2 protein-coding genes are annotated in these 13,891 nt (G+C 64.2%); both read left to right on the top strand.

The window, feature by feature from the left end; all coding sequences use genetic code 11:
- Positions 1–54: 54 nt before the first annotated feature.
- Positions 55–1,164: a substrate-binding domain-containing protein gene (locus I5961_RS15675; protein ID WP_227232778.1), complete on the top strand. Its 1,110-nt coding sequence runs from the start codon at positions 55–57 to the stop codon at positions 1,162–1,164.
- 190 nt (positions 1,165–1,354) lie between these two features.
- A complete protein-coding gene (locus I5961_RS15670; protein WP_227232777.1) occupies positions 1,355–13,867 on the top strand; it encodes a filamentous haemagglutinin family protein in 12,513 nt (4,170 codons plus the stop codon).
- Positions 13,868–13,891 lie beyond the last annotated feature (24 nt).

Here is a 13,891-nt window from a genome sequence, read left to right as displayed (position 1 = left end):
TGCAAGTCCACTGAAAACCTGTGTTCACAACCAACGTTGAAAAGGAGATTCTTCATGTTCAAGCGCACTCTGATCGCAGCTTCCCTGACCGTCGCCGCCCTGGCTTCCGCCCAGGCCATGGCCGCCAACGTCACCGGTGGTGGCGCGACTCTGCCTGCCGCTCTGTACAAAGGTTCCAGCAACAGCATCCTGCCAGCCAACTTCAGCTACGTGGGTACCGGTAGCGGCACTGGCAAGACCGCTTTCCTGACCAACAACTCGGCACTGTTCAGCACCACCGGTTCGGTTCACTTCGCCGGTAGCGACTCGATCCTCAGCGCTTCGGAAATCAGCACCTACAACGCCAACTTCGGCGCTTCGTACGGCCCGCTGATTCAACTGCCTTCGGTGGCCACTTCGGTTGCCATTCCTTACAAAAAATCCGGCCAGACCGCTCTGAACCTGACCAGCGCTCAGCTGTGCGACGCCTTCTCCGGCGCCAAAACCACTTGGGGCGCTCTGCTGGGCACTTCCGACACCACGCCGATCCGTGTTGTTTATCGCAACGTGTCCAGCGGCACTTCGGAAATCCTGACCCGCCACCTGAACTCGGTCTGCCCGACTCAGTTCACCACCAGCTCCACGTTCACCAGCGCTCGTCTGCCAGCCGGTTCGACCCTGCCTTCGAACTGGGTAGGCGTTGCCGGTACCGCTGATGTGGCCACTCAAGTCAACGCGGTTGACGGTTCCATCGGTTACGTCGGTCCGGACGGTGTGAACGCCGCCAGCAACGCAGTGGTTGCTCGCGTCAACGGCGTACAGCCAACCACCGCCAACGTTTCGCTGGCCCTGGGTTCGGCTGCTCTGCCAACCACTCCTTCGAACCCTTCGCAGTGGGTACCGGTCGTTCCTAACCCGGCCAGCGGTTACCCGATCGTGGCTTACACCAACCTCATCTTCGGTCAGTGCTACAAGGACGCCTCGGTGGCCGCTGATGTCAAAGCTTTCCTGACCACTCACTACAGCAACCCGGGCAACAACGCTGCCACCGTGGCGCACAGCTTCACTCCGGTTCCAACCAACTGGAAAGCCGCTGTGACTGCCAACTTCGTCACCAACACCTCGGGCAACAACCTGGACATCAACAACGCCAGCGTCTGCAACGCTGTCGGCCGTCCTTTGTAAGCCTCGCTTCAGCGCAATGAAATGGCGGCAGCCTTAGGGCTGCTGCCATTTTTTTTGGCCGATCTACTCCTCATTCATGAAGTTTGTGTGACATCCGTTCGGTCGCGGCCCTCGCCAACCGCCTATGTCGTAACAGCAGGGGCAAGCCGACCTGCGGCCTCATGTGGCAAACAAAAAGGATCTCGCAGTGATGCTCGCTCGCCCATCCCGTTGCAGTACCCGTGTCCAGCCCTCGCAGCGTATGGCCGCCGATCCGGCGCTGTGGTTGCTCAAGCCCCTGGCGCAGGCGGTTGCCTTGTGCCTGGTGGCGGGCAGTGCCGAGGCGGCGACTGCGTTCAGTTCGGGATGGTTTGCCGCCAAGGGCGCCGCGCAACAGGCTGCCGCGTCACGCTCGAGCGTGGGCGGATTGCCGGGCATGACCCCACCGCTGGCCCAGCAGCAAAAGGCCAATGCGCAGTTGCAGCGCTCGATTCAAACCCTGAACAACACGGTGGCCGCCATTGCTGCCCAACAGGCGGCGCAGGCCGCCGGGCGTGCGGCGGCGCTGGGCACGGTGCAGTGGGTGCCTGACGGTCTGGGCGAGGGCGGGCTGAAGGTCGATAACAGCCTGACGCAAGGTTGGCAGAACGCCAAAGGTCCGCAGCAGACTCAGGTCGATGGCAAGACCACGGTGACGATCGAACAGACCGCCGACAAGGCGATTCTCAACTGGGAGACGTTCAACGTCGGGCGCAACACCACGGTCGATTTCGCCCAGCAGTCGAACTGGGCCGTGCTCAACCGGGTCAACGATCCGAATGCCCGGGCCAGCCAGATTCAGGGCCAGATCAAAGGCAATGGCACGGTGATGCTGATCAACCGCAACGGCATCGTGTTCAGCGGCACCAGCCAGGTCAACGTACGCAACCTGGTGGCCGCAGCGGCCAACATCACGGACATTCAGTTCCGCGACCGGGGCCTGTATTTCGACAGCACCGGCAGTCAGCCGACGTTTACCGAGGCGGCCGGCAAAGTGCTGGTGGAGCGCGGTGCGTCCATCGAGACGGCGCGGCCAGCCAAATCGACCGATGCCGGCGGCTATGCCTTGCTGCTCGGCTGCGAAGTACAGAACGACGGCAGCATCAACACCGCCAAGGGCCAGACCGTGCTCGGCGCGGGCGATCGTTTTTACATTCGCAAAGGCTCGGGTACTGAAGGCAACGCTTTCTCCACGACGTTCGGCAACGAAGTCACACCGGGCTTCAAGACCGGCAGCGCGGCTGGCAAGGTCAGTAACAATGGCCTGATTCAGGCCGCAACCGGCGACATCACCCTGACCGGCCACGAGGTCGTGCAAAACGGCGTGTTGCTGGCCAGCACCTCGGTCGCCACTCGCGGCACGATCCATTTGCTCAACCCGGCCACCGACACTCAGGGCAGCGTGACGCTGGGGCAGGGCAGTGCGACGGCGATCCTGCTCGACAGCAGCGACCTGACCGCCCTCGACAGTCAGCACCAGGCCGCCCTGACCGGCGTTACGCCCAACAACAAAATTCGCAGCGATCAATCGCGTATCGAGATCCAGAGCGGTGGCAGCGTCGAGCTCCAGAATGGCTCGATCACCCTGGCCACCGGCGGGCAGGTCGCGGTGGCGGCGCAGCGTCGCAGCCTGGTGCGTGACGGCGCGCTGATCGATGTTTCCGGTGCCATCGGCGTCAAGGTCGCGATGGAATCCAACAGCATCAAGATCAACGTCCAGGGTAATGAGCAGCGCGATGCGTCGGTCAATCGCGAGAAGGGTGCGCTCAACAGCAATGACATCTGGGTCGATGTGCGTGAACTGGTGTACGTCCCGGCCGGCATCAATGGTTACGCGACGGATCGCTGGTACACCGCTGGCGGTTTGCTGGAGGTCGGCGGTTACCTCGGCACCCAGGGCCACAGCGTCGGCGAATGGATGGCTCAGGGCGGGATGGTGAGTTTTGCCGGCAATGACGTGGTCACCGAGAAGGGCTCGTTGATCAACCTTTCCGGTGGCACGCTGGATGTTCAAAGTGGCGAGATTCGCCAGAGCTGGTTGCGCGGTGCCGACGGGCGCCTGTATGAGGTCTCCAAAGCGCCGGGAGATCTGCTCTACACCGGGCTGTACAAGGGCTATGAAGACAGCAGCCAGCGCTGGGGCCAGACAAATTACTACTACAATCCGTTGATTGCGCCGGCCAGCCGTCAGGAATCGGGCTACACCGTGGGGCGCGATGCCGGGCAACTGGTGATCGGCACCCGCAACGCCGTGCTCGACGGCCAGATGCTCGGCGAGGTTTATCAGGGCGACCGCCAGACCCAGGCACCGCGTGCCGTACTCGATGGCTATGCGCAGAGCCAGACGGCGCTGGCGCGGCGCGGGCAATTGATTGTCGGCAGTTATGACCCGGCGTATGTGGCGGCCTCCGGTGGCTTGCTCTATGGCCTCAATCCGTTGCTCGATCAGGTGCAGATCGGCGGCGAGCGCCCGGTCGCCGGCAATGATCGGGATCTGACCGGTGCCGTATCGGATGCGCGCAACGGCAAGCTGTTTGTCGATGCCGGGCAACTCAGCGACTGGCAACTGGGCGCGCTGAAAGTGGCAGCCAAGGAGCGGATCGACGTGCAAGGCGCGGTCACGCTCGCCAATGGCGGCGACATCACCCTTTACGGGCCGGACGTACAGGTCAACGCCGACCTGACCGTCCGGGGCGGCAGCCTGCATCTGGGCAACGTGCTCAATCAGCTCAGCACCGATCGCCTCACCGACACTCGACTCGTCGCACCGACCGGCAAGGCCACCCGCGTGAGTGTGGCTGAAGGGGTGCAACTGGACACTCGCGGTCTGTGGAGCAACCTGCGCACCAACCCGGATGATGTCGCGAGCCTGGCGTATCTGGACGGTGGGTCGGTGTCGATTCGCAGCAGCGGCGATATCGAGATCGGTGCCGGCAGCCTGCTGGACGTGTCGTCCGGCGGTGCGATTCTTGCCAACGGCAAGACCCGCGGTGGCAAGGGCGGCGACGTGACACTTGAGTCCAGCGCCTTGTCCGCGCCAGGTGACACCCACCTGACCCTTGACGGGCAACTGCGGGGTTACGGTGTGTCCGGCGGCGGCCGCTTGCTGATTCAGGCGGGCGACATCCTCATCGGGCAGGCTGATAAACCCCTCGCCGACAACACATTGCAACTGCAACCGGATCTGTTCGACAAAGGCTTCTCTGCCTACAGCCTGATCGGCCTCAACCGCCTCGATGTAGCGGACAACACCCTTATTGACGTGTTGATGCCGGTCTACCGTTTTGGTGACGCGGCAGCGAATCAGGTCAGCGGCACGGCGCCACGGCAGGCACTCGAACTCTGGACGCCCACGCTCTACCAGGAAAACCCGCTCAAGGCGCAACTGACCCAGCGCGCCGGCGCCAGCCTGACCCTGCAGGCCGGTTCCAGCGAGATTGCGCTGGTGGACCCGACTCGCAACACGTTGAGCCTGGGCCAGGGCTCGCGGATCAGTGTCGATCCGGGGCAGCGCATCAATCTGCGCAGCGCCGGTCAGCTCACGGTCGATGGCGAACTGAATGCCTGGGGCGGCACGATCGATGTCCGTCAGCAGCAATTCGGTTCGATCAATGTCGCCGATTCCTCGCAGACGGCAGACAAGCAAACCCACAACCGTTCGATCTGGATTGGCGAGCACGCGGTGCTGGATGTGGCTGGTCGCGTGGCCACCGGCATCGATGCGCTGGGGCGGGTGTATGGCCAGATCGGCAAGGGCGGCTCGATCGTCATTGGCGGTGAAACCGATGCGAAGAAAGCCACGGCCACGTCGGCCGACGCCTATGTGATCGTGCGAAACGGTGCGCGCCTGGACGCCTCCGGCGCACAGGCGATGCTGGATATCGCCGGGCAGGGGCCAACGCTGGTTGCCACCGATGGCGGGCGCATTTCGCTGAGTTCCTACAACGGCCTGTTCATCGAAGGCGACCTGCGTGCCGCAGCCGGTGGTGCCGGGGCGGCGGGCGGTCGATTGGACATCGTACTGGAGACGCCGAGTTATCTGCGCAGCGATGCGAGCAACGCTGTTCGTGTGCCACGCGAAATCGTCATCGGCCAGGATGCCGGCCCGTCGCTGTTGCCGGCCAGTCTGCAAGCGGGTGACGCCGCCCCTGCGTTGCAATATGGTCGCGCCCGTCTGGGCGCCGATCAGTTAATGGCCGGCGGCTTCGACAACCTGAGCGTGCTGAGCAACGGTCTGCTGTCGTTTGACGGCAACGTCGATCTGCACATGAATCAAAGCCTGAGCCTGTATGCCGGGGCCTTGTCGCTGGCGGATGGCTCGCCAGAAAGCGCGCGGATCAATCTGTCCGCGTCTTACGTTCGCCTGTCGGGGCCGGGCAAATATTTCGAGGCCCCCGGCAATATCCGGCCGCGAGTGTTGAACAATCCGACGCACGCCGTGGCACCGTCACAGTTCACTGCCACGGCGGACCTGCTGGATCTGGGCAACAGTCTGTCGTTCGGCACGGCCGGGTCAATCGTGCAGCTCAGCGGTCCGGCGCTCGAGATCGGGCGGCGTGGTTTTGAACAGGTCACGCTCGACAGCCGAGGTGATCTGCGCTTTCTGGCGCCCACCGGCAACGTCGAGAAAACCGAACTCTGGACACCGGGCGACCTGAACCTGCGTGCCGCGCAGATCTATCCCGCCAGCGATGTCACCGCCGAGGTGCGCGTGGGGTATCAGAGTGTCCAGCGTGACGCCAACCCGGCGCGGACCCTGCGAATCAGCCGTTCCGTGGCCGCGCCTGCGGCGTTGCCTTACTCGGTCTTCGGCAGCCTGACGCTGGCCGCCGGCCATATCGAGCAGGGCGGGGTGATCCGTGCGCCGCTGGGCATGATCAATCTGGGTGACAACCTGGTTCTCGATACTCAGGCATTGCATCTGTTGCCAGGCAGCATCACCTCGGCCAGCGCCGCCGGACTGGTCATGCCGTATGGCGGCACCACCGACGGCATCGACTATCGCTACAACGACAAGTCCGTGCTGCTTCGAGGGATCACCGCCGAAACCGCTGGCGTGACGCTTACCTCGCAATATGTCGATGTGCAAAGCGGCGCGTTGATCGATCTTTCGGGCGGCGGCGATTTGCGCGGTGCCGGTTTCGTTTCCGGCCGTGGCGGTTCCACCGATGCCCGCTACAACCCGCTGGTGCGCAACGCCAGTGACGGCACTTTCAGTCTGCCGGGGCTGGCCAGCAATCCGGTGTACGCGATCGTGCCGGGGAATCAGAGTGCCTATGCGCCGATGCTCGCCGAAGCGGGGGCGGTCGACCCGCGTATCGGTCAGCAGATCACCCTTGGGACCGGTGTTCCGGGGCTGGCGGCGGGCACCTATACGCTGCTGCCTTCGACTTTTTCGCTGTTGCCGGGGGCTTTCCGGGTCGAGGTCAATGGCCAGGCGGCAGCGGGTGCGACCAACGCTGCGCTGCCACTGCGCAATGGTTCGTGGACTAGTTCGGGGCGGATGTCGATTGCCAATACCGGCCTGCGTGACAGCCTGGCGAGCCAGGTCATCCTGACATCCGCCGATGTGCTGCGCCGTTACTCGCAGTACAACGAAACCTCTTTCAGTCAGTTCATCCAGAGCGATGCGACGCGCCGGGGCGTGCCTTGGGCATTGGCGCCCATGGACGGCAAATCCTTGAGACTGAATCTGTCCCGTGGCGCCGCAGCGGGTAACGCGCTGGATTTCAATGGTCAGGCGCTGTTTAAGCCCGCCACGGGCGGCGTCGTCGGGACGGCGGTGGTGAACGGCGCGGCGAACTTCGAAATTCTCGGCGCGGGGCATTCGGGCACTGAGGGTTTTGCGGGGGTGTCGCTGTATGCCGACAGCCTCAACGCGCTAAACGCCGGCCGCTTGACCATCGGCGCGCAACCGACGATCGACTACAACACGTCGGGCAACATCATCGCGTTCAGCGGTGATACTTCAACGATCACCCTGCGTGAAGGCGCTGTGTTATCGGCGCCCGAAGTGCTGTTGCGCACCACCCGGACCGATGGCGGTATCAGTATCGAGGCCGGTTCGGGCATCAACACGCTGGGGCGTGGCAACGCGCCTTACGATTCCAGCACCGGCTTCATCTACAAACCGGGTGCGGCGGGGTTGCTGGTGGTGTCGAACGGCTGGACCAATGTGCTCGCGCCTGAAGTCTCGGTCAGGACATCCGGCTCGGGCGACATCCGCATCGGCAACTGCCCGACGACAGCCTGTAACAACCCGACAGTGCTCTATTCCAATGGCAGCATTACCGCCGCCACCGACAGGCAGTTCGAACTCGACGAGTCGGTGCGCTTCGGCACCCGTCATCTGACGCTGGCCGTGGGCTCCGTCAATGCCGGCAGTGCCGAGGCCTTGAGCGCCGCCGGCAACCGGGTGCCGACTGGTCTGACCCTGAACCAGAATGTCTTGAACCGCCTGTTGCGGGGCGATACCCAGTACGGCGCGCCGACGCTGGAAACCTTGAGCCTGACCAGCCGCGACGCATTCAATTTCTACGGCAATGTCAGCCTCGATACGCGGGATCCGCAGACCGGCGTCAGCAAACTGCAAAACCTGATACTGAGCACCCCGGCCATTTACGGCCTGGGTGAAAGCGGCGACGTGGCGTCCATTCGCACCGCCAACCTGATCTGGAACGGTGCTACTCAGGATCCGGGTGCGGTGATCGCGGATGGCGCCGGCACGGGCCGGGGCGCGTTCAATATTGAGGCGCAACGCATCGAGTTTGGCTACGGCCCCAATCCGCAAGCCAGTGGTCTGGAGCAGAACAAACGTCTGGTGTTGGGCTTTGCCAACGTCAATCTCGCTGCCAGTGATCGCATCACCGCCAACTACAAGGGCAGCCTGGCGGTGTACCAGACGCAGGGTGCTTTCGATCCGGTCAGCGGTTATGCCTACAGCGGCGGCAATCTCACGCTGCGTACGCCGTTGCTGACGGGAGAGGCGGGCTCGGTCAACCGGCTCAAGGCCGGTGACAACCTGACCCTGACGGGGGGCGGTGCAGCGGCAGCCGCCAACGCCCTGGGGGCGGAACTGACCCTCGATGCTCGCAGCGTCCTGCTGGACAGTCGCATCGCCCTGGCCAGCGGCAAACTGGTGGTCAAGTCCAAGGGCGATCTGACCCTCACCCGTGGCGCGTATCTGGACATGGCCGGTCGTACCTTGCCGTTCAACGATGTGAACAAGTACAGCTGGGGAGGCGACGTGGCGCTGTACAGCAGCCAGGGCAACATTCGTCAGGCGGCGGGTTCGCGTATCGATCTGTCGGCGCAGAACAATCAGGCCGGTAACCTGAGTGCGGTCGCCCTGGCCGCCGATGCCGGCATGGTCGATCTGCAAGGCGATATTCTCGGTGCCAGCAGCGGTCATTACGATGCCGGCGGCACGCTTGTGCCGTACAAGGCCGGTGGTGTGGATATCCGCGCGCAGCACCTGAACGGTGATGCGAGCCAGCAGTTCGCGGCGCTCAATCAGCGCTTGAATGCGGGGCAGGTCTTCGGCAGCCGCAGCTTGCAGCTCAAGCAAGGCGATCTGTTGATCGGCGAGGGGCTCAAGGCGGGCGAGGTCAATGTGTCGGTGGACAACGGCCGCCTGACGGTGGCCGGTCTGATCGATGCCAGCGGCGAGCGGGTCGGCAGTATTCGCCTGTCGGCGCAAAACGGCCTGACCCTGGCGGGCAATGCCGTGCTTGATGCCCATGGTCGCGTGCTGCGGGTCGACAGCTACGGCAAGATCATCGATGCACCGAACCGGGCAATGGTCGAACTCAACTCCGGACAAGGTGTGCTGACCCTCGGCGCTGGCGCGCGCATCGACGTGCGCCATGGCACCGAAGCGGTTCGCGGTTCACTGCCGGGGCAGTCCGATGGATTGCTGCGCGGCACGCTTGAGCTGAATGCGCCGCGTCTGGGGGCGGATGACATTGCCATCGATGCCGGCGGCGCGCTGAGCATTCAGGGTGCGCGCTCGATTGGTCTCAACGCCACGCGCCGCTATACCGATGGCAGTGACGGCACGGACCCGGCGGCCAGCGGACGTCCGTATCAGGTGATCGATCAGGCTTATCTTGATCGCCTTCACGGCGACAGCACGGCGTTCATCGACGCGGCGCTGGCCAACAGTCATTTGCTGAACAACAAACTGGCCGGTCTGAACAACGCCACGTACGCCGACGCCTTCCATCTGCGGCCCGGTGTCGAGATCGCCAGCAAAACCGCCGACGGTGATCTGGTGGTGCAGGGTGATGTGGACTTGTCCGGTTATCGCTATGCCAGCCTGAATCCGCATACGCAGAAGACTTCGGTATACGGTTCGGGCGAGGCCGGTAACCTGGTGATTCGCGCCGGCGGCAACCTTGATATCCACGGCAGCCTCAACGACGGTTTCGCACCGCCACCGGAGACCGTGGACGACTCCGGCTGGAAATTGCTGCCGGGGATTCAGCCGTTCGGTGGCGATCTGATTGTGCCGGGGGCGGGCGTTACCTTGGCGGACGGCACGGTATTTCCGGTGGGCGCCACGTTGAACTACGACCTCCCGTTGCAAGCGACGACGCTGGCCAGCGGCACGCTGTTGCCCACCGAGGCGACGCTGGCGGCGCCGTACACATTCGGCGCCGGCACGGTGCTCGCCGGTTCGGTGCGCGATGCCTCGGGCAATCTGTTGTATGCCGCCGGTACGCTGCTCGCCGACAGCGTGACCTTGCCGACGGGCAGCCGGTTGGGAGCGGGGATCCGTTTAAACGAGGCAACCGCGCTGCAAGCCCTGCGCTGGCCCAAGGGCGTGCCGCTGCCGGGCAGCGTCGAGGCTGGTGACAACGGGATCAAGGGCGTGCGCCTGAGCGGTTCTCTGGCTCTGTTGCGCGGCTCGCTGATACCGTCGATGACGAATGTCGTGCTGGCTGACGGTACGTCTTTCATCGAGTTGCGACCCTTGACCGGCACGACTCAGGGGCGCAACTGGGCGGTCGCCAGCATGTTGCCGGCGGGCAGCGCGTCCTGGTCGATGCGCGTGGTGGCGGGGGCCGATCTGGGCGCTGCGGACAGTCGGGCGATCAAACCGGTGTCCAGCGATGGCAACCTGCGCTTGGCCGACACTCACTACGGCCTGACCGTCACCGAAAAACCACCGACCCTGGTCTGGGGCGAAGGCAACCTGGGCGGTTTCACGCCGGGCGAGCCTGTCCCCGAGGATCAAATGATGTGGTGCGACTGGGCGCCGAATTCCTGTGTGCCGGCGCCGCGTTGGGTCTGGGCACCGGACAACTGGATGGGGATGCCGCCCGGCTCGCCGATGACCGACGATGATGTACTGGCCTGGTGTGGCGCCTTCCCGGAACTGTGCGTGGAAAACAAACCGGGGACCACCGTCAAGACCCACACCCAGATGTTCAGCGTGCTGCGGACCGGCACCGGTGATCTGGACGTGCTCGCCGCCGGCCACCTGAGCATGGATTCGCCGTACGGCGTCTACACCGCTGGTACTCAATCGCCAGACATCGATCCGCGCTTCAATCAGCCTCGCGGAAAACTCTCGGACAACCGCTCGGTGCTGGGCAGTGCCGGCGGCGATTACGAAAAATGGGTCAGTGGCAGCGACAGCCTGTATCAGGCCTGGTACCCGCAAATGGGCGGCAACCTGACCATCAATGCCGGTGGCTCGATTTCGGGTGATGTACTGGGCCGTCGCGGCTTGTCGCAAACCATGGACACCCGTGAGCAAGTCCCGAGTGTGGCCGTGGGCAACTGGCTCTGGCGCCAGGGCACCGGCAATAGTGATGTGCCGACTGCGTGGTGGATCAACTTCGGCAGCTATGCGACGCAACCGTTGCCGGATCAAAGCGTTGATACGGGCCCGTATCTGGTCGGTTTCACCGGTTTTGGCACCTTGGGTGGCGGCAATATCAGCCTGCGTGCCGGGGGCGATGCCGGCATGCTCAAGGCGATGGGCGACGGTAACAAGGTCAATCTTTATCCGCGCGGGCAGGGGCTGGTCGTGGCGGTCGGCAGCACCGGTCGCGTGGGCAGCGACGGCAGCCTGCAATTGACCGGTGGCGGTGACATGGACATCCGCATCGGCGGATCGGTGAACCCGTCATTGCAGGCCCGGGCCGGAGAGAATGGCATCGGTGTGGCACAACACGACCTGCAAGGCGCGTTGATCAACCTGCGCGGTGCTGCGCGACTGGCCGGCGGCGCGTTGGGCGGGATCAATCTGCAATACGGCGCCGCAGCCTCGACCCAGGATCCTCGCGAAGTGCGTCCGTTTGACCCGTTCACGTCCACGATGGGCAGCGCCTCCGGCGGGCTGGTGCTGATTCCGGGGGATTCCGGGATGAGCCTAAGCACCCGTGGCGATCTGGTGTTGGGCGGGGCGGCGGATCCGGGCCGGGTGCGGCTGCAGAACTCCACACCGTTCACCACTGACGACGGTGTCGTCCACGAGGGCGGCGGTTTGACGGGCTTCTCGTTGTGGACTGACCACACCGCGATCGACCTGTTTTCGGCAGGGGGCAATCTGACGCCGAGTACGCAACTGGGCGAAGTCACCGGCCAGGGGCCTGTCACCGGGCGCAATACGTCGCCGACCGACGGGCGCTTCCTGTACCCGTCGATCCTGCGGGCGGTGGCGGCGCAAGGTTCGATTTATGCCGGACCTTCAGCGGTCTACAGCCAGGGCAGCGGAACAGTGCCGGCAACCGGGTATTCGCTGTTGCTGGCACCTTCCAGCACTGGGCAACTGGAGTTGCTGGCACACGACTCGATCTACGCCGGCGGCTATGCGATCAATCAGTCGGGCGCCAGTCCGCTGGCCATCGCCACGCCGTTCGCGCCAGCCTTCAACGGTTACGGCAACAACACGTCGGCCACGCCGATCATGAGCAACCGCAACAGCGACGGTATCGCGCCGGACAAGAACCTGCGTTATCCGTTGTTCGCTTTCGGCGCCAACAGTTACTCGGGCTTGAATGACGTCCAGACACCGGCGCGGTTTTATGCCCTGACCGGCGATCTGGTGGGCGTTCGCAGCGGTGAAACGCTGACGTTCAGCCTGTCGAAACGTACCTGGCACGAAGCGGCAGGCCCGGTCTGGATGCTGGCGGGGCGCGACATCGTGGCGTCGGGTACTTTCCTGGGCAATCCGACGACCGTGCCTGACGCCGAGATGGGCGTGCCGACGACAGAAAGCATCACGTCGACCGGCAACCTGTTCGTGCATGACGATCCTCGGGATGTTTCGCGGGTCTCGGCAGGGCGTGACATCCTCTACAGCAGCTTCGATATCGCCGGCCCCGGCGTCCTCGATATCACAGCCGGGCGCAATATCCTGATGGAAGATCGTGCCAGCATCACCAGCCTCGGATCGCTGGTGGCGGGTGATCAGCGACCGGGTGCCAGTGTGGTGTTGCAGGCCGGTGCGGGCGCGCAGGGGCCGGATTACTCGCGGTTCATCGCCCGTTACCTGAACCCGCAGAACCTCGCCGACCCGAATGCTTCCCTCAACGGGCAACCGGGCAAAGTGGTCAAGACTTACCTCGACGAACTGCAGAGCTGGCTGAACCTCGGCTATGGCTTCAGCGGCAACGCCGAACAGGCGCAAGCGTTCTTCGCTGCGCTGCCGAGTGCCGAACAAGCGATCTTCGCCCGCCAGGTGTACTTCGCCGAATTGCGTGCCGGCGGTCTTGAGTACAACGATGTCGACGGCCCACGCAAAGGCAGTTATCTGCGGGGGCGCAACGCCATTGCTTCGCTGTTCCCGACCACCGATGTGGCCGGCAATCCGATCCGTTATGACGGCGACATCACGCTTTATGGGGGCGCCGGGGTCAAGACGCTGTTCGGCGGTGACATCCAGATGCTCACGCCGGGTGGCGGTCAGGTGTTCGGCATCGAAGGCGCGGCGCCGCCCTCGACGGCGGGGATCATCACCCAGGGCTCGGGCAACATTCAGCTCTACTCCGAGGGCAGTATTTTGCTGGGGCAGAGCCGGATCATGACCACGTTTGGTGGCTCGATTCTGGGCTGGTCGGCCGAGGGCGACATCAACGCCGGTCGCGGCTCGAAAACCACCGTGGTCTACACGCCGCCGAAACGCGTGTACGACACCTGGGGCAACGTGACCCTGTCGCCATCGGTGCCGAGCACCGGCGCCGGCATCGCCACGCTCAACCCGATTGCCGAAGTGGCCCCGGGCGACATCGACCTGATTGCGCCGCTGGGCACCATCGATGCGGGCGAGGCGGGGATTCGCGTCTCGGGCAACGTCAACATCGCCGCGCTAACGGTGGTCAACGCCGCCAACATCTCGGTGCAGGGCAAGGCGACCGGGGTGCCGGTGGTCTCGGCGGTCAATACCGGGGCGATCACCTCGGCCAGTTCCGCTGCGTCGTCGGCCACCCAGGCGGCGGAAGACGTCGCCCGTCAGCAACAGGCCGCGTCACGACAGAACCAGGCCTCGGTGTTCACCGTGCAGGTGTTGAGCTTCGGCAACGAACAACTGGCCCCAAGCCGCGATGGCGCCAGCCGTGCACCGACACCGGGCTACAACCCCAACAGCCCGGTGCAGGTGCTGGGCGCCGGAGCCCTGGATGAACAGGCGAAACAGCAGTTGACCGAGGAGGAGCGGGGGCAGCTGACGTTGTAAAAGGACTCTCGTGCAGTACGTTTC

Origin of the sequence: Pseudomonas sp. IAC-BECa141, from assembly GCF_020544405.1 — a bacterium.
Taxonomy (GTDB): Bacteria; Pseudomonadota; Gammaproteobacteria; order Pseudomonadales; family Pseudomonadaceae; genus Aquipseudomonas.
This window is presented reverse-complemented; position numbering and strand designations above follow the sequence as displayed.

Excerpts from the sequence above, each read along its gene's own strand:
- I5961_RS15675 (WP_227232778.1), top strand. The coding sequence starts at position 55 with ATGTTCAAGCGCACTCTGATCGCAGCTTCCCTGACCGTCGCCGCCCTG.
- I5961_RS15670 (WP_227232777.1), top strand. The coding sequence starts at position 1,355 with ATGCTCGCTCGCCCATCCCGTTGCAGTACCCGTGTCCAGCCCTCGCAG.